The sequence below is a fragment of the Paenibacillus sp. M2 genome, from assembly GCF_046713495.1.
In the GTDB taxonomy this organism is placed as follows: Bacteria; Bacillota; Bacilli; order Paenibacillales; family Paenibacillaceae; genus Paenibacillus; species Paenibacillus amylolyticus_B.
In genome coordinates this window covers 3,456,582-3,476,518 of sequence record NZ_CP169648.1, presented here as the reverse complement: position 1 = coordinate 3,476,518, position 19,937 = coordinate 3,456,582, and the positions used below count along the sequence as shown (strand labels likewise).

Annotated in this window: 17 protein-coding genes; 5 read left to right on the top strand and 12 right to left on the bottom strand. The window is 43.9% G+C overall.

Features of this window, described 5'->3' with window-relative positions; genetic code table 11:
• Positions 1-174 precede the first annotated feature (174 nt).
• Together ACETMN_RS15810 and ACETMN_RS15805 are read right to left on the bottom strand one after the other, a co-directional pair.
• Positions 175-1,206 (bottom strand): ketopantoate reductase family protein, encoded by a 1,032-nt coding sequence (locus ACETMN_RS15810; RefSeq protein WP_411736342.1) that lies wholly within the window; start codon positions 1,204-1,206, stop codon positions 175-177.
• Positions 1,207-1,220: 14 nt separating this feature from the next.
• Entirely contained in the window at positions 1,221-1,967 is a 747-nt protein-coding gene (locus ACETMN_RS15805) for an acetoacetate decarboxylase (protein ID WP_411736341.1), read from the bottom strand.
• A gap of 346 nt (positions 1,968-2,313) precedes the next feature.
• On the opposite strand from ACETMN_RS15805, the gene ACETMN_RS15800 reads away from it, so the two are divergent.
• Positions 2,314-3,201, top strand: coding sequence for a LysR family transcriptional regulator (locus ACETMN_RS15800; RefSeq protein WP_411736340.1), 888 nt, complete (start codon positions 2,314-2,316; stop codon positions 3,199-3,201).
• 79 nt (positions 3,202-3,280) lie between these two features.
• On the opposite strand, the gene ACETMN_RS15795 is transcribed toward ACETMN_RS15800, so the two are convergent.
• Positions 3,281-4,687: a glycoside hydrolase family 4 gene (locus ACETMN_RS15795; RefSeq protein ID WP_091019024.1), complete on the bottom strand. Its 1,407-nt coding sequence runs from the start codon at positions 4,685-4,687 to the stop codon at positions 3,281-3,283.
• Between the two features lie 176 nt (positions 4,688-4,863).
• On the opposite strand from ACETMN_RS15795, the gene ACETMN_RS15790 reads away from it, so the two are divergent.
• Positions 4,864-5,715, top strand: a complete 852-nt coding sequence (locus ACETMN_RS15790; RefSeq protein ID WP_091019100.1) for a helix-turn-helix transcriptional regulator — start codon at positions 4,864-4,866, stop codon at positions 5,713-5,715.
• A gap of 104 nt (positions 5,716-5,819) precedes the next feature.
• On the opposite strand, the gene ACETMN_RS15785 is transcribed toward ACETMN_RS15790, so the two are convergent.
• The 5 genes from ACETMN_RS15785 to ACETMN_RS15765 all read right to left on the bottom strand — a co-directional run bounded on the left by ACETMN_RS15785 (position 5,820) and on the right by ACETMN_RS15765 (position 12,739).
• On the bottom strand, positions 5,820-6,947 hold the full coding sequence (locus ACETMN_RS15785) for a phosphotransferase enzyme family protein (protein WP_256975276.1): 1,128 nt from the start codon (positions 6,945-6,947) through the stop codon (positions 5,820-5,822).
• A gap of 173 nt (positions 6,948-7,120) precedes the next feature.
• Entirely contained in the window at positions 7,121-8,587 is a 1,467-nt protein-coding gene (locus tag ACETMN_RS15780; RefSeq protein ID WP_091019026.1) for a glycoside hydrolase family 1 protein, read from the bottom strand.
• A 42-nt stretch (positions 8,588-8,629) separates the two neighbouring features.
• The gene (locus tag ACETMN_RS15775) at positions 8,630-10,567 is read right to left on the bottom strand and encodes a beta-glucoside-specific PTS transporter subunit IIABC (protein WP_411736339.1); all 1,938 of its coding nucleotides are present in this window, start codon (positions 10,565-10,567) and stop codon (positions 8,630-8,632) included.
• A gap of 158 nt (positions 10,568-10,725) precedes the next feature.
• On the bottom strand, positions 10,726-11,574 hold the full coding sequence (gene licT / locus ACETMN_RS15770; RefSeq protein WP_091019030.1) for a BglG family transcription antiterminator LicT: 849 nt from the start codon (positions 11,572-11,574) through the stop codon (positions 10,726-10,728).
• Positions 11,575-11,806: 232 nt separating this feature from the next.
• Positions 11,807-12,739 (bottom strand): ArsR/SmtB family transcription factor, encoded by a 933-nt coding sequence (locus ACETMN_RS15765; protein ID WP_091019032.1) that lies wholly within the window; start codon positions 12,737-12,739, stop codon positions 11,807-11,809.
• Between the two features lie 207 nt (positions 12,740-12,946).
• Between ACETMN_RS15765 and ACETMN_RS15760 the strand changes: the two genes are divergently transcribed.
• A complete protein-coding gene (locus ACETMN_RS15760; protein ID WP_091019034.1) occupies positions 12,947-14,455 on the top strand; it encodes an alpha-N-arabinofuranosidase in 1,509 nt (502 codons plus the stop codon).
• Positions 14,456-14,962: 507 nt separating this feature from the next.
• Here the strand turns inward: ACETMN_RS15760 and ACETMN_RS15755 are convergent.
• The gene (locus ACETMN_RS15755) at positions 14,963-15,535 is read right to left on the bottom strand and encodes a hypothetical protein (protein WP_091019036.1); all 573 of its coding nucleotides are present in this window, start codon (positions 15,533-15,535) and stop codon (positions 14,963-14,965) included.
• A 131-nt stretch (positions 15,536-15,666) separates the two neighbouring features.
• Positions 15,667-16,581: a DsbA family protein gene (locus ACETMN_RS15750; RefSeq protein WP_210108174.1), complete on the bottom strand. Its 915-nt coding sequence runs from the start codon at positions 16,579-16,581 to the stop codon at positions 15,667-15,669.
• 134 nt (positions 16,582-16,715) lie between these two features.
• On the opposite strand from ACETMN_RS15750, the gene ACETMN_RS15745 reads away from it, so the two are divergent.
• Positions 16,716-17,063, top strand: a complete 348-nt coding sequence (locus tag ACETMN_RS15745) for a winged helix-turn-helix transcriptional regulator (protein WP_411736338.1) — start codon at positions 16,716-16,718, stop codon at positions 17,061-17,063.
• A 163-nt stretch (positions 17,064-17,226) separates the two neighbouring features.
• Here ACETMN_RS15745 and ACETMN_RS15740 read toward each other — a convergent pair whose 3' ends face one another.
• Both ACETMN_RS15740 and ACETMN_RS15735 read right to left on the bottom strand, forming a co-directional pair.
• Positions 17,227-17,691 (bottom strand): NUDIX domain-containing protein, encoded by a 465-nt coding sequence (locus ACETMN_RS15740; RefSeq protein ID WP_223199688.1) that lies wholly within the window; start codon positions 17,689-17,691, stop codon positions 17,227-17,229.
• A gap of 66 nt (positions 17,692-17,757) precedes the next feature.
• The gene (locus ACETMN_RS15735; protein ID WP_091019043.1) at positions 17,758-18,642 is read right to left on the bottom strand and encodes a LysR family transcriptional regulator; all 885 of its coding nucleotides are present in this window, start codon (positions 18,640-18,642) and stop codon (positions 17,758-17,760) included.
• Between the two features lie 123 nt (positions 18,643-18,765).
• On the opposite strand from ACETMN_RS15735, the gene ACETMN_RS15730 reads away from it, so the two are divergent.
• Positions 18,766-19,776 (top strand): alpha/beta fold hydrolase, encoded by a 1,011-nt coding sequence (locus tag ACETMN_RS15730; protein WP_411736337.1) that lies wholly within the window; start codon positions 18,766-18,768, stop codon positions 19,774-19,776.
• Positions 19,777-19,937: the final 161 nt, after the last annotated feature.

Genomic DNA, 19,937 nt, shown 5'->3' with positions numbered 1-19,937 from the left:
GAAAAATAACCAGCAAGTCTATATTATATCAAATTCAATCCCCCTTTTTGTATAATTTTAGGAAACAAAATCACGAAGAATATTCTATCTGTCGCAAAATCAAGCCTGACTAGATTTACTGATACAACAAAAAAGCCGCTATATTTGCGACTTTCAGATGAAATAATTGAATTATTATTGTGCACTTAATAGTTCTTCAAAAGCTTTTATATTCGTGACAAAATCAGGAACGGTATGAGTTTCTTCAGCAGATTTGACCAGTTGTACAACCAAATCATTATAAGGTGTCGCAATTCCGGTACCTTCTGCCTTGCTTGAAACCACCCCGTTAATATAATCAATTTCCGTTTTGCGGTTCTTCTCCAGATCTTGAAGCATGCTTGCTTTGAGCAGTCTGGAGGGTTCCATCACGTAACGTAATGTTTTCACCCGTTCAGGGATATCTTCTTCGCTATTCAGTTCGAGTGAGGCGATATCAAATCCATTCATTTTAACCAATGTGACCCCATTGGCGCGAGCAACTTTAATCGTCTCGTCCGCAATATGAGCTGCACTCACAATGCCAGCTTCATGATCGATGATGTCCCCATATTCCCCATTCAATGCAGCGGACAAACCACTGAATGCATTGTTGATCAGCAATTTGGACCATTTGGTTCCAACCAAATTATCGGAAATATGAGTTCCACCCACAAGGTCCAACACCGATTTCACGCGTTGAATTCGTTCGGTAATCTCACCATTTAATTCACCAATCTGAAAAGCATACTGCTTAAATTGAGTGTACTCCGTTGTGAGACTTGATACACCTGGTTTAATAAACGTAGCGCCAAACTCAACGGAGCCTGCAATGACGCGTTCTTCACCAACAATAGACGCGACTTTTTCTTCCGGAATCCCGTTCTGCAAGGAACACACCATACTGTCTTCTTTCAAGAATGGAAGTAATTCCTGAAGAATCGAATCGTTATAGAGTTGTTTGGTCAAAAGTAAAACGAGGTCATATTGGCCTGATTTCTGATCAGGCGTAATTGCTTTTACTTTTGCCTGAAACTCCGTAGTACCCGTCACTTTAGCACCCGTCTGATTTAAAGCATCTACATGTTCTTGATATGCATCAATTAACTCAACGTCCAGTCCGCCATCCGCAAGATATGCGCCTACAATGGTTCCCAAAGATCCCGCGCCTACAATTGCAATTCTCATTTTATTTTTCCTCCTTATTTCTCTTCCAGGTAGTTATATACAGGTTGTGCAGCGTTTAAGGTTAGGTTGGTAAGGATATGAGAAGCGGACACCACTTCCAACACAGGCAGATCTGCAAGAGGTGCCAACGCATGTTCGAACAATTGAAGCCGGGCAGGTCCTGTCCAAGCTTCCTTCACTTCGATGTTCTTAATTTGAGTACGGATCAGATCACATATTCTTAAATTCCCGGTATAGTCCGTAGCAATCTTAATCATAAAATTAGGTCGGCATATTTCACGTTTGGCGAGCTCCTTATCCATCTCCACGTGTTTATACCCCATCGTTGCCGTGGCTACACGCAGCGTTCCATAATCAAGTGTGCCAACTAGTGTATCTGAATCGGTATACAACTTAGGCGCTCCCAGCTTTTTCGGATAGGCGGTGAGCTCTCGACCACTTGCAATCGCGGGGAAATTGTCTACGTACATCGAATGCACATAATCGCCCTTCTCCCCATTGAATTGCACAGGGATAACTTGTCCAGCTTCTGTATAAGCCCCCAGTCCAGAAACATCTGGCATCCACATCACTTCGAATTTAACCAGTGGTTCCGTAATTTCCAGTGGTTCTGGTACGGCTGCCCGCAACGCTTTTTCATCGGTCCGGTAAATAATATTCAAGTACTCACGATTCACGAATTTGTACGGTGGCATTGGGTATGCCGGAGCCGTTAGGGGTGTATTCAGATTTTTAGCTATGTTATTCACATCGATTTTCATCAAAGACACCTACCTTATGTTTTGGTTCTATATAAGTTGAACTAAAGATTATTTACACTGACACTACGATGACAGAACAACCTTCCAATCGCTGTTATCCCCAGATTTTTCGATTCCCCTTCTAAAGGGGAAAATCCGGTGATAAAGGCGCACGCTTCGCTTTTTCAGATTTTTTCTGTCCTCTCCGTTATTGTGTAAATGATTAGTTCAACTTATATAGTCAGGTTTTTGGTATTCGAAATTTGAACTGTATCTCATAAAAAAATTCTACATCAATATTTAAATTTAATATAATACATAATAAGTACTATATATATTTATCAGAATAAATAAGGAGTGTCCTTGTATGGAATTGCTTCAACTCAAATACTTTCAGACCGTTGCCTATACTGAACACATCTCCAAGGCAGCTGCACAATTGAATATCGCTCAACCTTCCCTAAGTTTAACAATCAAAAGACTTGAGGATGAACTGGGTACCCCCCTATTTCATAGGAGAGGACGAAACATTCAATTGAACTCCTCAGGTGAAATTTTATTGAAACATGTGAACAGAATTTTTATTGAAATTGAAAATGCAGAGATGGAGATTAAAGCGGAGGAACAGCAAATATCCAATACAATCCGGATCTCAATTACGAATACTCGGTTCCTCACAGGTCTCATTAGTGACTATATCAACGCTTCCCCCGAAACTAAGCTTCATCAGGGTATTGGAACCCGCAGTGAAATTATTACAGGTTTGAAGAAAGGCGACATGCATCTGGGGATTACGGGGCATCCGATTCAGGATGAGGAGATTGAGAGTTTTGTCCTGGTTGAGGAGGATATTGTTCTGGTTGTGCCCACGGATCATACATACGGCGGAGAAACAAGTATTTCATTAAGTGTTGTTGCAAATGAGCCCTTTATTTCCCTTGCCGATAATAAGGAATACAGCCGGTTTACCACCATGCTCTGTGAAAAAGCAGGTTTCCTGCCCAATCATGCATTTGAGGTCGATCCTCATACCCTGCTCGAAATTATTAGACTTAACCAGGGTGTTGCGTTGCTTCCGATCTCCGTATGTAGAACACTAGGGTTACGTTATGTAAAAATTGCTGATGATTCAGCGATATATCCTATTAGCCTATCCTGGGTCAAACAAAAATGGTTATCTCCTGCTGTAAGCGAATTTCGTGATTTTATTACTTCGTATTATGAAGACCATGCTGGCTTGTTTAAAGTGGAGTAGGATTTTTTGAAAATAGTAAAGAGCAAAGACCACATTAGCCCTTTGGAGGAGCTGACGTGGTCTATTATCGTTCTCTGTTCTAGCTATACTGCAGTCTATCCTTATACCAAACGTCCGGAATCATCTTACGCTCCAGTTCCAACAATTCATGGATGATCTTGTCCGCGTCACTGATGGAACTTACGAGCGGGTCGGTGAGCATCGCCCTTCTCAGCTTCTCGTAGCTTTGTTCCAAAACAGCTTCAACCGTAAGCTCATGCGTATCAAGTACAAGTTCTTGCATCCCTCTAATTCCACGCGGCATCTCGCCTACATGGAGTGGTTTCGCGCCATCCATATCTACATCACATAGTAGTTCCAGGAAGGAATCTGCATTCATATTGGTTACAGCGTCTTGATTGAGCGTATTGATGAAGAATTTTTTGCCCAAGTTCCCCACCATGTTCTCAATGATGTCGGTCGCATGATCCGGCCCAAAAGTACTCATGTAATCGGCGATGGGGATGTTCCCTGCAAGAAAGTCATCTACCTGACGCCACATTTCGTCATGACGCTCATACCTGTCCTCTGTCTCCCAGATCGATAATGGAGGAATCGTGTCCTCAGTTTTGCCAAGCCCCTGCCAATACCGAACGTATTCCTTCGTATGCGCTGTACAAGTGGGAATGATTCCGAAAATATCATATAGTTCATAGGTAATTGCATCGTTAAAAAGAGCTTTTGCGCCGCGATCACCACCGTTATTCTCCTCACCTGCCAGCTTGCGCATGGCTTCTGCAATTGTGGGCATCACATTTTTTCCTTCATACTCGGCTTTGAGCAGCCAAGTGAAATGATTAACACCAGCGATGCGAAAATCGAATTTCTGGTCTATTTCTGCAGTGAACTGGCTTGTATTTCCGATGATTCCGGCTCGTACGGCATAATAGGCTTTCTTATGGGGCATATGATGACTATCGCACAGCGCAAACGATTTAAGCTTCGGAGCATATCGATGTAATGCGATGCCATGTACGGTAGACGGGTTAATATAATTGATCACCCAAGCATCCGGACACAACTCCTCAATGTCTTTAGCGCATTCCATAATAACCGGCAGTTCACGCATCGCACGAAAGATCCCGCCCGGGCCAATCGTATCGCCAGAACACATGCGAATCCCATACTTTAGAGAAATCTGGCAGTCGATGCCCCGATATTTCACCGATTGCTCCGCAAAGCTGAGCACAACGAAGTCGGCTCCAGGTAGTACCTGTCTTCGGTCCACTGAACCCTCAATCTTTAGGGATACGTTGTTCTCCTTGGCGACCATTTCCGCTAGTGTTACCATTTTTGAGAGCCGTTCCTCATCCGTATCCACCAAAGCCAGCGTTCCCTGATTCAAATATGGGGAGTGTACCATCTGCCAGATGGACTGCCGACCAAAAAACAGGCTGCCCGCCCCAATAACAACTACCTTTGGGTGCTGTGTGCTTGTAACCTTCATCTATAACCCCTCCTCGTAACGATATAAGTTCATTATAGGTGAGTGGGCGGGAATCGGAATGTGTGATAGTTTTCAAAAGATGTCATATCGTACGATGGTTAACAAGGAGTAATTCCTTTGGTATGATAGGGAAAAATGAAGGATGTCATAAAGTAGAGAGGAATAGGCTGAATTCGATGCATGCAGGGACTGTAAATATGAGTATAATCGACGAGCTTTCGGAGTATATCACGCTTCGCATGAGCTCTTATCTGGAACAGACGCATGACAGTCATTGGATTGAGCACAAGTCACATTCTGATTACGATCTGTGGTTCATTACAGCAGGCTCTGTCAAGATTACCATCCATGGAATCGAACATATGGCGGCCCCGGGTGATGTCGTGTTTTTTTATCCGGACATGCCCTATATCGCTTCAACGACCGGAGAGCTATGCCGATTCATATACATGCACTTTGATTTCAGCATCGCTGATCAAAAACGGATTCTCGGCGAGTTTCAACTTCCTGGCATCGTACCTGGTAACCTGATTCAAGAGGAATCAACGCTGTTCACCTCGTCCTATCGAAGGTTCAAGCAGAGTAGCGGCGCTTCCGGAAGTCCACTTTACATGAAAGCTGCTCTACTTCTCGTCATCGCCAAAATTTTCGAATTATATGGTCAAGGCTCATATCAAGGTGAATTCTTGAAAGACCGGAAACCGAGGAAAATTGAAGCAAGCCTGGAGGTTCTGCAGAACGTATTCCCATACGTGGATGCGAATCTGCATCGTGCCATCCGAGTGAATGAACTTGCTGTTATTGCTGGCGTCTCTGAGAAATATTTTATTTCTTTGTTCAAAAAAATTCTCGGTATCACACCTGGGCAGTACATTAATCAAATCAAAATGAATCGGGCCAGAGATTATCTGTACGAGAAAAAATATACGATCCAGCAAATTGCCGGATTTCTGGGATATCCTGATCCCTTTACGTTCTCCAAAGCATTCAAAAAATTCTACAACGTACCTCCTTCCAAATTTGAATAACATACCGCAAACAAACAAAGAGGCAACCGGTCGATCCGGCTGCCTCCCCACCTTGGTGAATCATTAGAATCATTGGTTATTGGTTTAATTAGGGTCTAGACCCTTCAGCGCTCCTCATATTCAAAGGGTGCTTCACTCGAATAGATATCATGGAAAAATCCCTTAAATGGTATATCCTCTTCCAGACATTTAATGAGATATAACAGAACCTCGTCATCTTCTTCTGGTTCTTTCCCTTCGCGCTGCGCCACCTCAAAATGATCCACAATATTCTCCAGAAGGCTGACTTGAATAAATAAAGGCAGCTTCTCCAGCATCGCATCAGAAACCTGGGTTTCTGATCTGTATCCGGCGAGCACGGTTTGGAAATACTCATCCATGAACTGTTTACGTTTGTCCGCTTCAGGTTCAAATTGAACCCAACCGACTCCGTTGATCCACATACCTGCGAGGTCAAACATGTACCAGCCATAACAGGAATTGTCGAAATCATATACCGTGATTTGTCCCGTATCAAAATCGATCGAATAATTCCCGTCATTATAATCGAAATGGATCATGCCCAATGTCTCCTTGCTCGACTCCAATTCTTTTACTGCTTGCAGTAGTTCCACCATTTTGCTTCTGAGCAAAGAGAATGATTCAGGGACCAACCTCTCGATATGCTCCGTATTATATTTGTCCAAAAAATGATGCCTGCCATGAACAGGTTCATAGCTTTTGGATAGCTGATGCATTTCCCCCAAAACTTTACCGCTATTATAATAATATTCGGTAAGTGGGACCCCTTCACGGTACTGATAATGGTTTTCTACCAGCAACTTCCCCTTGGCCTTCACAAACATACAGATAAAGAATGTATGCTCATCATATGTGACCTCTTCTAGCATATGGCCCTTTTTCGAGTTGACCACATTCGAGACACTTGCACCGTGCTCAAATAAATACCGAACATACTCCAGTTCGGCAACATAATCTTCCCGCCTTCTGTCAGGCAAAAAAGACACTCTGAGAATTAGCGATTCATGCCCCTCTTGCTCACAAGTGTAAACAACATTACGCCCACCCTCATGAGGCGGAATAAGTTGAATGTTGTAACCCTCCAGGTCAAACAACTCGGATACCAATGCCAATACATGCGTATTGCTGCTGTTAATAGCTTCGTTAAAATTAATAATAATCTCCTCCAGTAAACATTGTTTGGACGGTTTCCCGCACTGCAATGTCCACAAAAGGAATCCCTGTAACGCAAATATCCTTCTGTGAACCTAAAGCACAATCACCTTGTTAGACATTGAATTCACTCCTCTTGTTTGAATATCACAAGTTTACATAATTATCCCTTATTTTACTAGTGTAAAATAAACAACCGCCCATACGGGCGGCGTGTAAGAATTTTGTATAATTACAGGATTTCTCCGTTCGTTTCAATAACTTGTTTGTACCAGTAGAAGGAATCCTTGCGGGTTCTTTCCAATGAACCGTGTCCTGCATTGTCTTGATCCACGTAAATGAAACCATAACGTTTGCCCATTTCAGAAGTTGAGCAACTAATGATATCGATAGGTCCCCAGCTAGTGAAACCCATCAATTCAACGCCGTCAGCGACAGCTTCTTTCATCTGTTCAATGTGGCTGCGCAAGTAATTGATGCGATAAGGGTCATGCACTGTCCCGTCCTCTTCCGGTGTGTCGATAGCACCCAGCCCGTTCTCAACGATGAAGAGCGGCATCCGGTAACGATCATACAATCGGTTCAGCGCGACGCGAAGACCAATTGGATCGATAGGCCATCCCCATTCGGTAGCTTTCAGATGCGGGTTTTTGATCTGACTTACCAGCATACCAGAGTTGCTGTTGTCATTGGGATCATATTTTCCGATATACGTCATGTAATAACTGAAAGCAATAAAGTCCACGGTATTGTCCCGGATAATGGCATCGTCGTCAGTAGCTTTAACGAGTTCGATGCCATTTTCCTCAAAGTATCTTTGCATATAGGATGGGTATTCGCCTCGTGCCTGCACCTCTGGGTAGAACAGGTTCATCTGATCTTCCTTCAGCGTCTGCAGAACGTCCTCCGGTTTACTAGAAGCAGCATACGTTTCCAGACGGCAGATCATACAGCCGATTTGTGCACTCGGCATTTTCTCTTTTCCGCTTTTGACAGCCAGCGCACTAGCTACAAACTGATGATGCGTTGCCTGATAAGCCACTTGCTCCGGGTTTCCCTTGATTTTATCTTCCAGAATGCCGCCGCCAGTATACAGACTTGTCAGCATCATATTCATTTCATTGAAGGTAATCCAGTATTTCACTTTGTCTTTGTAACGGTCAAACAGCGTATTGGCAAATTTCAGATACAGATCGATCATCTCGCGGCTTTCCCAGCCATTGTATTTGCGGGTTAACTCAACGGGCATCTCGTAGTGAGAGATAGTTACGAGCGGCTCAATGCCGTATTTCAAGAGTTCGTCGAGCACGTTATCATAGAAGGCAAGACCAGCTTCATTGGGAACTGCTTCTTCTCCTGTTGGGAAGATCCGTGTCCATGCGATCGAAAGACGAAACACTTTGAAACCCATCTCCGCAAACAAGGCAATGTCTTCTTTGTAGCGATGATAGAAATCCACGCCGTTGCGTTTCGGGAAATATACGTTGGTGTTACCGCTCAGATATTCTTCTAATTGAATAGAATCCACGTCGAAGGTGAAATCCTTGCCATTGCGCTCCTCATGTGGAACGAATGGAGCCATGTCTGAGGTAGATAGTCCTTTGCCGTCTGCATCATATGCACCTTCGAGCTGATTGGCAGCGGTAGCTCCGCCCCATAAAAATCCTTCAGGAAATGAGTGTTTAATTGTTTTTGTCATGTTGTTTCTCTCCTTTTTTTGTATGTGGTATTCATGAAGCTGTCAACAAACGGTGAGGAGAAGCAATTCATTCATTGGAATCACCCCCTTCACCTGAACAGGTACTACATCGAGGTAATCAGGCGTATTGGTTACGATGACTGGTGTCACAAGATCAATACCTGCACCCTGAATGCCATCCATATCAAATTCCAGAAGCAACTCACCCTTCTTCACTTCTTGTCCGGCAACAACCTTCACGTCAAAATATTTCCCTTTGAGCGACACACTGTTTAGTCCAACATGAATGAGAATGTCGATTCCACTGGAGGAAGTCAGCATAATCGCATGTTTACTTTTGGCAACCAACGTGACGGTTCCGTCAAAAGGAGCTGTAACACGTCCATCCTGCGGACGAATGGCAATACCTTTCCCGGTCAATTCCTCGGCAAACGTTTGATCCGGAAGCTCTGAGAGCGGCACCAATTCACCAATGAGCGGGCTGAACACCTCCCCTTTCTTTTCCTCAATGGAATGTACTGTGACAGGTGTTACCATTTCTTGAGAAAAGGAAATGGTTGTAGCCTGTTCCTGTTCGGTTAATGTCTGTGTTGAGTCGGGCATGGCGGAATTGCGTGTATTTGGCTCATCCCATTTGAGCAGCAAAGTCACCACGAAGGAAACGCTAAAGCTGATGCCGATTCCGATTAATGCATACCAGAAATTGGACATCCCACCATTCGGGCCAATGTATAACGGAAGTGAAAGTAATCCTGGCACAGCAAAACCGAAGCATTTCAGACCCACTGCGGTTATAAATCCACCCCCTGCTGCTCCACCGATGAGTGAAGCGTAAAATGGTTTTTTCAGCTTCAAGGTGACACCGTACAGTGCAGGTTCAGTAATGCCAAGCAAGGCGGATATTCCACTGGATAACGCAATAGATTTCATTCTTTTATCTTTGGTCTTGAGGAAAACAGCCGTGACTGCACCAGCCTGGCTCATATTAGTTATCAGGTTGATTGGAAGCAAAAGTACGTCATATCCGAGTTTGCTCAGATTCTGCAATGTGCCCGGGAAGAACGCATAATGCATTCCCGTCATAACAATCAGCGGCATGAATCCGCCAAGAATAATGCCGGTTAACGGACCCGAATGGGCAAAGAGCCAAGAAGTGCCCATTTCCAGATAGATGCCCATGTAATTCCCTAGGGGGCCAATCGCAATTAATAGAATCGGCACCGTGATGACTAGCACAATCATCGAGGTAAAGATGACTTTGACCGGACCGGGAATAAAACGATCCACCCAGCGATGTACATAACTCAGAAGCCATACACCCAGAATAATGGGAATAACAGACTGGGTGTAATTCACAATGGACACGGGCAGCGAGAGAAAACGAATCGGTTCAAGCTGGTTTGCCAGATAAGCGTTCAGAATCGTAGGATACAATAAAGTACCTGCAAGCGTCAGAGCAATATATTCATTCACTTTGAACTTTCGGGCTGATGATAGGGCCAGAAGAAAAGGTAAGAAATAAAAGGCCGCATTTGCTATTGAAGACAGAACTTGATACTCACCGCTTTTCTCCTGTATCGCTCCAAGTGTAACCAGCAGTGCCAGAATCCCCTTTAACATCCCTGTACCTACGATGGCGGGCAGAATCGGAGTAAAAATGCCGGAGATCGTATCCAAAACAGCATTAATCCCTTTAGAGCGTGGCGCGTCTGTTTCGGGCTTCGATAAGCTACTCTGCTTCATCTGATCCTCGATCTGCTCATATACGGCTGCAACCTGGTTGCCAATGACCACCTGAAACTGATCGTTCTGAAACTGTGCGCCGAGCACACCATCAAGTGCTTTGATCTGTTCCAATTGAACTTTGTTTTGCTCTCGAACGTTGAACCGAAGCCGTGTGATGCAATGCCAGGCTTGGGTAATATTCTCTTGCCCTCCTGTTAACTGGATAATTTCTTTGGACAACTCCCGATGATTCATGTTGCTTCCTCCTTTTTTGGCGAAAAAAAAACCAAATGTAATACCGGCCCGCCGCAGATGCGGAGTCGGAAACATTTGGTGGTGCCTGATCGAATCAGTAACACTCCATATTCAATTCATTTTGATGATGGTATAACTTCAAACAGGTTGTATGGAGATCAATCCGTATCGGTACGGGATGTCACTCTCTCGATGTGGATCATGAGATATACCATCTCATCGGGAGTAATCACAAATCCGCGTTGCTGCTCCATCGCCTCCTTTATTTTGAGTGCGCATTGGAAACTGACAGGATACCGCTCCGACAATACATCATATAGAAATTGTTGATCTTTGAACGAGAGCACTTCACGATTCAACTGACGAACGATGAAGTATCTCAGATGGGTGATGAACCTGGAAAAATCAGCAGATTCCTGATTCAGTGCCATTCCAAAATGTTCAGTCATGATACCTAAAATGTCGTTAATCATCTGTGTAATTTTAATCGTTTGGTTCATACTGCCCGAGTCGAATTGTGAGTTCACGAAATGAAGGGCAATAGAGCTTGATTCACCAGATGGCAGTGAGACTAGAAAAGCATCATTGATTTTTTGAACTGCCCATTCTCCGGCACGATATTCAGCAGGATATAGATGGCGAATGTCCCAATGAAGCGGATTTTGCACATCCATGCCTTTTTTGAAACGATCCAGCGCAAAATGAATATGGTCCGCAAGTGTTAACAGGATCGAGTCATTCAGCTTTTTTCCGATCATTGTCTTGCCTTCTTCAATAATCTGATCCGTAATGTCGATGACTTGCAGAGGGATATCACTGAGAAATTGCTCAACTCGCTGATATTTATCATTCGAGCCAATTCGGAACATTTTCTGGATCTGGCTCTGCTCAATTGGCTGTCCTTTTACTTTTTTGAAGCCAACACCCGTTCCGATGACAATGACTTCACAGCCTTCGGCGTCTTCCGCCAGTGCGATGTTGTTATTTAACGATTTTTTAAACCTCATGATGCAATCACCCCCAGTATGCAAAAAGCACCACCAATGTCCAATTCACAAGTAATAAACAAACTTGTGAAATCCAGACTTTGGTGGTGCCTGATCGAATCAGTGACACTCCTTATATAGCTGTATCTTATATCAGCTATGTAATCGTTGTCAATACCATTACTCTGGAATTGTTCTGCATGTGGTTCATCGTGGAACTTTCTCTCTATAAATTGTTATCAAAACGCATAAGCTATTCATCTGGAGTCTTATTTTCCTGAGCATCATAATAGTATCGAATCAGAATATCCTGATCATAGTTGCCAAAACCTTTGCCAAACAGGGTGAGTCCGCCTCGGCCAGCTACGCCCTCTTCCGGCTTCAATCCAAAGGTCCAATAGGTGGATACACCCAGATTCAGGTCTTGAACGCGCACGTCCGAGATGCGCTGACCATCAATAAACGTGCCTTCCCCGTTAATACGCAGCATTTTCAATACACCATACTGGTTGACATCCAGCTTCCACCATAGTGGCGTATGTTTACCTTTCCGATCCCCGAAATCACCAGGGCTTGTCCAAGTACCGAGGTCATTGCCATTAAGGGTAAAGCGAATATCTGACGGCCAGTTTTCATTCACCTTTGGCGCTTCCGAGCTTAGTTCAAGGGAAATTTCAATCTCTCGAAGATGCTGATCATTGTACAGATAATTGGGAATCTTATATTCAAGAAAACCTGCTGCCATCCAAAGGATTCCCGCGTTCACCCGATCCGGGTCCATAAAGCAGGCTGGTGTGTCGTACTGTCCAATCATCTGCGTAGTTGTCGCAATCCCGCAGGTTGGCCATGCTTCATAATCTGTATATTGACCTACCGGTATGGATATTTCATGGTAAGGAGCGTCAACAGGCTCTGGTGACAGGTTAATAGTCATGAACTCTCGTACGATAAAACAGTACTTATAGGTTCCGCCGTTCTCCCGTTTCATTCGGCTACCGACAATTCCGGCTTTTTGCAGCTTGCTTACATGTGTACTTACAATAGCTTTGCTCAGAAAAAGCTCTTGGGCAAGCGCATTGATATGCATTTCCCTGTTTTGTAGTAGCAGGCGCACAATGTTTAAACGGGCTTCACTTGCCAGTGCCTCGTAAATTAGTAATGAAGCTGCATCTGTCCCAAGCATCATGATGTCCACTTCCTTTTTGAGTAAAATCGATCTATTTCAATTTCAGGATTCGCTATTTTGCGAACTCATTAAAATGAACTTGCTCAATATATAAGCATTATGATACATATTAGATAACAAATCAATGATTTGATTTTGCTTTTAAGCGAATTCAATATCACGTTAATTCTTTCAAAAATATGAATTCATTCAATGGAGGTACTTACCATGCTTACATCCAAAATGCTTATCGATAAAGACTTTCAGATTGCCGAAGTTGACCCGCGTGTCTATGGTTCATTTATAGAGCATCTGGGACGGGCCGTATACGGCGGTATTTATGATCCAGGTCATCCTACGGCAGATGCTCAAGGTTTCCGTCAGGATGCCATTGAAGCGATTAAAGCTTTGAATGTGCCAATTGTTCGTTATCCGGGCGGCAATTTCGTATCCGGTTACAATTGGGAGGACGGTGTTGGTCCGGTAGCGGAGCGTAAACGCAGACTTGAACTCGCTTGGTGGACGATTGAAACGAATGCGGTAGGAACAAACGAATTTGCAGATTGGGCCAAACTGGTTGGAACCGAAGTGATGATGGCTGTAAATCTGGGTACTCGCGGCATTGATGCGGCCAGAAACCTGATTGAATACTGCAACCACCCATCTGGCACATACTGGAGTGATCTGCGTATCTCTCACGGTTACAAGGACCCGCATAAATTCAAAACCTGGTGTCTAGGCAACGAAATGGACGGCCCTTGGCAGATTGGTGCAATGACTGCATATGAATATGGCCGTATTGCCAATGAGACCGCTAAAGCGATGAAATGGGTTGATCCGGAAATTGAGCTTGTGGCTTGCGGCAGTTCCAGCCGTGACATGAGTACATTTGCAGATTGGGAAGCAACCGTGCTGGATCTCACCTACGAAAATGTGGACTACTTGTCCCTGCATCAGTATTACAACAATAACAAAGACAACACATATGACTTCCTGGCGACATCGCTGGATCTGGATCAATTTATTGATAGTGTGGCTTCAATCTGTGATTTTGTACAAGCCAAGAAACGCAGCAAAAAGAAATTAATGCTGTCTCTGGATGAATGGAATGTCTGGAAATCCATCGGCACGAGCCGTATGGAAGAACGGTGGCAGATTGCACCTCCAGAGTTTGAAGATGTGTATACACATGAAGATGCACTGGCTGTAGGCTGTTACCTGATTACCATACTCAAGCACGCCGACCGTGTAAAAATGGCTTGCCTTGCTCAGTTGATTAACACCATTGCACCAATCATGACCGAGAATAACGGAGCGATCTGGTTCCAGACGACCTATTTCCCGTTCATGCATGCATCCAACTTCGGGCGCGGTACGGTGTTACGGTCCATCACAACTTCACCTAAATATGATTCCAAAGACTTTACAGATGTACCTTATCTCGAAGCGATCAGTGTACATGATGAAGAAAACGGCACGATCACGATCTTCGCGGTGAACAGACATCTGGATGAGAAGTTGGAACTGAATGTGGATCTTCGTTCTTTTGGAGAAACCACATTTGTGGAGCACATCGTACTGGAAAACGATGACCTGAAGGCTACCAATACCAAAGAAAATCCACGCAACGTCCTTCCACACAATGGTGGACATACAACCGTGGATCAAGGTAAAGTTCAAGCTGTGTTGAACAAAGCGTCATGGAACGTGATTCGCCTGAAAACCAAACAGGCATAATAAATAATAAGAGTGGGATAGAATTTTCTCCTACTCTTCAGCATCAGCATTGTTTTTCGCACCGCGTGCAGCTCCCTGCGCGCGGTGTTTTTTGCTGTATGAGGGTAGTCGGCCGAACTACATGGTATCAAAGTTAGATGTTAGACGCGTATTTGAAATCTCAGTTTTTATTCCTCGCAACGAAGGAATTTAACGAACACAGGGAGTCTTATTTAACCCGATTCGGGCGGATTTTAATGGCTTGATATTGACCCGAATAAGGTTTCTGAGGTTCGTTAGCGCTGAGCAAGCATGCTATATTGAGCTGGTTTGAACCTCATATACAGCATAAGAAAATAAGCCACCCTCCGTTTTTCGTCCGGAGAGCAGCTTGCAGTTAAGCATCTAGCGGGAAAGATAAGGAACAAAACAGATCAGAAAGAGATCAGATCACCCAACATAATAGCGATTCTTCCTTCTCAAATGCAACGAAGGTTGTGCTCTATTTCACGATTTTCATTTCAAGTATTATCCTTGTTGTGCTTCCTCTTCACCTTCAGTTTCAGCCTGAGCTGCTTGGCTTGCTGGAGTCATCAGCCCTTGAACTGCCCCCATAAATGGCTGAATCTGCTTAATCATGCCATACCCCATTTTGACCACAGGTGTAAACCGCTGGATCATGCCAAACAACCGCATACCCCCGCCTAACATACCTCCAATCGAGCCTGCACCGCCAAAGCCACCTAACAATGAGCCTAACATAGGCATGAAAGATGATACCTGGGCTTGCCTAGACGTTGAGCGAGACATCGACCGGGATCGTACTTGAGACTTACGTGTGCTGTTCACCCGTTTACGGTTTCGAGAGGATGCTGTTTTTCTCGTAGCCCCTGCTTTAGGTTTGGTTTTGCGAGCACTGCCTTCAGATGAGGGTGCTGTGATTGCGGCCTGAGTAAGCTTTCCGCCCCCGGTAAGCACTACGCCTTCGCTGTTTACGCCAGAGATGTACCCGACGTACGTCTCGCCATTATGAAGAGTCACGCAGACTGGGCGATCCTTGAGCCGTTTCACCCGGACGTGTATTTCACTGGTTTTAGCCATGGAATTCACCTCACTTGACTTGATCTACTTCAGTCTACGCAATGGGTGGACGACTTGCCTGTGCGAATAACACATCCGTGTGCCGAAAGCAGGAAGATTCCGCCGTGCAATTACAGATTTCTTGTTTTCCCTCAGATATGCTCAATATACATCTCATTCAAAATATGTCCCTTACGATATGTGTGCTCTGCCAATTCAGATTCCACATAAGATTCAACATCACTCTTTTCGATATTGTACATGACCTCCAGTTCTCTAGAGAAAAGAAGGTGTCCCTCATTGATTTTCTGCTCCAACGAGGTTATCTGTTTTGGTTTCAGATCACCACCAAGTACCTGCTGAAGTGCTTGCACATATGTCTCAAGAGAGCGCGCTCCGACAATTTTCATACCATGGTTCTCTTCATTCACAATGATAATGGATGGGAACCCTCTAACTCCCAAACTAACGACACTCTCAAAGTCTTCCTCTAATAACTCTTGTGCAGATTGCTGTGCAGCCGCCTCAACCACTTCTTTTCCATTCAGGCCCAGTTGATTGACGATATCCGTCAGCACATCATCTTCTCCAATATTTCGATTGAATGCAAACACGGCTTCACGTGCACGTCTTAAAAACTCATGTTCTTTACCAGGATGTGTACTCTGAATGACTTTAAATACGCGAGATGGCGGATAAGAAGAAAGTATTGGATTATCATGCCATAAGGAACCGTCGATGGGCATGCGTGAATGTTCACCCACTTCCTTCCAATGCGCTGCAACGTCCGAAGGTTTCTGAATCCCGTTAGCGCCATCCGAGAAACCATTCCAGTTAGCCAGTAGCCCACCCATTTTAATTTGCAGCGTAAAATAATGACCGTATTCCTCAATAAACCGATGAAGCACAGGCTCAAGCGCCCAGCAGTGAGAGCAGATCGGATCTGTTGCGTAATAAAGAGTTATCCTTTTCTCAACGTGATTCAGATTGATTTCTTGCATCGCCTCTTCCTCATTCACACCACATACGCCTGTTTCCAGATCACACATCATTGATTCGTTACTCACGTTAATCCCGCCTTTATATTGTCTTATGAATTGATTTTCTCGTATTAGTTTGATTATAATGTTTACAATCTTTTGAACAAGTACGATTCTTTTTCTGACTTAGTATTAAAAAGTATACTATTGGAGGGTATCAAGTGAAATACGAGTTTAATTTCGATCAGTTATGTCCAGCGACTTATGCATTTCAGGTCATTGGAGGCAAGTGGAATCTTCCGATCCTGGCAATCCTTAGTGAAAATGACTGTATACGTTACAATGAATTAAAAAGAAGACTGCCCGGCATTACCGGAACGATGCTAACGAACTGTTTGAAGGATTTGATTCATTCCGGCATCGTGCATCGGGAGCAATATAACGAGGTGCCACCGAGAGTGGAGTATTCGCTCACAGAATCAGGCAAGGAATTGGTTCCATTAATTGAATCCATGGTAATCTGGGGTCAGAAAAATATGACAGCAGGCGTGAAGGAAAAAGAAAAATAACATTTGGCCTACTGTAACACCTCAGCATAGATGTTCATTTTCTAATCGCCCTGTACACCTTTGTTCAACGGCAAAAAGGCTATTTCACTGGACCATCACGTCCTTTGAAATAGCCTTTCCTTTATAAATACAAGACAGCCGCTTGTTTACGACATGTACATATCTAACTATTCAGGTCGTCATCTTCCTCATTTCCTAAATACATAATCGTTTTTTCTCCCTCAACCAATCTAATGATCTGCTTTCGTAATTTTGAAGGAAATAAAGGTAGTTCGTTTATATTTTTAATTTCGAGCCACACATATTCCACCTGGTTTTCGTCACTTGGCAGAATAGAACTATCTTGGTCCACCAAACCTATGTACTCGCATAAAAAAACAAAATCTACACGATGAAGAGCTTCACCGTATACACCCTCAATGACAAATTCCAGTGATAACGGTTCTACATCTATTCCGATTTCTTCCGCAACTTCACGCTTCACAGCATCGGTCAGCGTTTCACCTGCATTCTGGCTCCCACCAGGCAGGATATAGATCACTTCATCATGATCATCCTGCTTCATTGCAAGCATTCTCCCGTCTTTAATGATCAATGCTTTTGCAGAATTTCTAATCTTTCTCTCCATTGCTAATCCCCCATATATGTCTGTGAAGAATATTTTAACACATACATCTAAACAAATTCTGAACAATCAAATCAACTCACTCTTGGCGACCTCCATGAAAGCAGCCATGGACGGAGAGATCCATTTTTCCCGATGCCAGAGCATTTGCGCAGAAAAGGATACATCTGATAAATCCCACGGCAGAGCAACCACTTCCCCTTCGCTCAACTCTTTCTTCAAAGCCATCTCAGGTAATAAAGCGATCCCCAGACCAGCCACAACACATTGTTTAATGGCTTCTACACTATGAAACTCCAGCTCTGTCAGAGCATCTGCACCTTTCTTCGTTATGGATTGGTCAAAATGAGTGCGATACGAACAGTTCTTTTCGGTCAGCAAAAAATGCTGCTTGTGGAAGTCATCGATAACTAACGCGGAACGCGATGCTAACATATGATCGGGAGAAACCACCATTTGAAAGGTCTCATCCTTTAAAAACTCTGAATGAAGATCTTTGGCACCAACGGGCTCATCCAATACAAAAACGACATCGGTATGCCCTTCTCTCAGACTCGATTTAAGCTCTTGCCCAGACAACGGGCGGAACAATAACCGCACACCAGGATAGTCCGCTCGGAAGCGTTTGAACAAGGCTGGAAGAAGATATGCACACAGAACTTCGTCTGCTCCGATCACAACCGTCCCCGCCAATTCTCCGTGCTGACTGGATATGCACTTTGCTTCCTCTATATCGTTTAATATCTTAGTGGCGTATGGCAGAAACTGTTGACCAGCATCCGTTAACACGACCTTTTTTCCTAGTCGATCCAGCAATTTCACACCGAGCTCTTCTTCCAGCGATTTGATTTGCATGGTTATGGTAGACGGTACATAGCTCAATAATTCAGCAGTTTGACTAAAGCTGCAGGTCGATGCAAGTGTCCAAAAGGTTTTTAGCTGGCGTATTTCCATGAGTCAGGCACCTCCTAGTTCAAAATAAATGAATGATATGTTCGATAACGTTTCGTTGAATTGATAATAGACGTATTGTAGAGTGAAATCAAGTTATTACTATTTTATAAGGAGAATCAATCTATGAACGATTATGAAACATATAACCTTGGAGATACATTACTTCAATCGGGACAACAGCTCCCTCAAGCCTTTATCGCTTACAAGACCTATGGAAACTTAAATGCGGAAAAGGACAATGTTATTGTTGTCCCAACATGGTTTGCTGGAATTCACACAGATAATGAATGGTTAATTGGAACAGACAAAGCACTGGACCCCAGTCGTTATTTTATCATTGTGCCCAATATGTTGGGTAACGGGTTATCGTCTTCTCCAAGTAATACCCCTGCCCCATATGATAAGAACAACTTCCCTATCATCTCCATGTATGACAATGTGCATGCCCAACATCAACTCATCACTCAAAAATTCGGTATCTCCAAAATCAAACTTGTTGTGGGCTGGTCTCTGGGAGCCATGCAGGTTTATCAATGGGGAACTAGTTATCCTGAGATGGTCGAACGTATTGCCCCCTTTGGCGGAACGGCAAAGAGCAGACCCCATACACAGTTGGTATTCGAAGCAATGATCGCGGCGTTACAGGCAGATTCGAATTATAAAAATGGTAGATATGAGCGCCCTCCGGTTGCCGGTCTCGCAGCGATGGGAAGAGCTTATGCTCCATGGGGGTTCTCGCAGACGTATTATTTGGAAAAATTGTACCAATCTGAGGGTTTCGACTCCTTGAAATCTTATGTAGAAGATTACTGGGATCAGGTATTTCTTCCCTTCGATGCTAACGACTTGATTACCATGTTGCGTACAGGAATCTATGGAGACATTAGCGATAATCCCGTAGATGACGGCAACTTCGAACAGGCGTTAAGCAAGATCACTTCTCCTGCACTCGTTATGCCAGGATCAAGTGACTTGTTCTTCACGCCAGAAGACAGTTCGTATGATGCTCAGCATATGCCAAACGCGGTGTATCAACCTATAGAGTCCAAGTGGGGACACTGCTTTGGAATCGGAGCAAACGAAGAGGATTCACTCGTTATCGATCGTCATCTAAAGCAATTTTTGGAGTCATGAGTAAAAAAAGAAGGAGCACAAAGTAAAAAAAGTGCACAAAGCTCATTATTCTTTTCTCCGCTACAACTCAAAAGTAAAAAAAGATACCAGTTCTCGTCAATAACCTTTATATCACGTTCCCCCTTTCTCGTTTAGAATATTTTCAAGTAAGCGTTATTGAA

Coding starts and splice junctions, on each gene's coding strand:
- ACETMN_RS15810 (WP_411736342.1), bottom strand. CDS start 1,206: ATGAGAATTGCAATTGTAGGCGCGGGATCTTTGGGAACCATTGTAGGC.
- ACETMN_RS15805 (WP_411736341.1), bottom strand. CDS start 1,967: ATGAAAATCGATGTGAATAACATAGCTAAAAATCTGAATACACCCCTA.
- ACETMN_RS15800 (WP_411736340.1), top strand. CDS start 2,314: ATGGAATTGCTTCAACTCAAATACTTTCAGACCGTTGCCTATACTGAA.
- ACETMN_RS15795 (WP_091019024.1), bottom strand. CDS start 4,687: ATGAAGGTTACAAGCACACAGCACCCAAAGGTAGTTGTTATTGGGGCG.
- ACETMN_RS15790 (WP_091019100.1), top strand. CDS start 4,864: ATGCATGCAGGGACTGTAAATATGAGTATAATCGACGAGCTTTCGGAG.
- ACETMN_RS15780 (WP_091019026.1), bottom strand. CDS start 8,587: ATGACAAAAACAATTAAACACTCATTTCCTGAAGGATTTTTATGGGGC.
- ACETMN_RS15775 (WP_411736339.1), bottom strand. CDS start 10,567: ATGAATCATCGGGAGTTGTCCAAAGAAATTATCCAGTTAACAGGAGGG.
- licT (WP_091019030.1), bottom strand. CDS start 11,574: ATGAGGTTTAAAAAATCGTTAAATAACAACATCGCACTGGCGGAAGAC.
- ACETMN_RS15765 (WP_091019032.1), bottom strand. CDS start 12,739: ATGATGCTTGGGACAGATGCAGCTTCATTACTAATTTACGAGGCACTG.
- ACETMN_RS15760 (WP_091019034.1), top strand. CDS start 12,947: ATGCTTACATCCAAAATGCTTATCGATAAAGACTTTCAGATTGCCGAA.
- ACETMN_RS15755 (WP_091019036.1), bottom strand. CDS start 15,535: ATGGCTAAAACCAGTGAAATACACGTCCGGGTGAAACGGCTCAAGGAT.
- ACETMN_RS15740 (WP_223199688.1), bottom strand. CDS start 17,691: ATGGAGAGAAAGATTAGAAATTCTGCAAAAGCATTGATCATTAAAGAC.
- ACETMN_RS15735 (WP_091019043.1), bottom strand. CDS start 18,642: ATGGAAATACGCCAGCTAAAAACCTTTTGGACACTTGCATCGACCTGC.
- ACETMN_RS15730 (WP_411736337.1), top strand. CDS start 18,766: ATGAACGATTATGAAACATATAACCTTGGAGATACATTACTTCAATCG.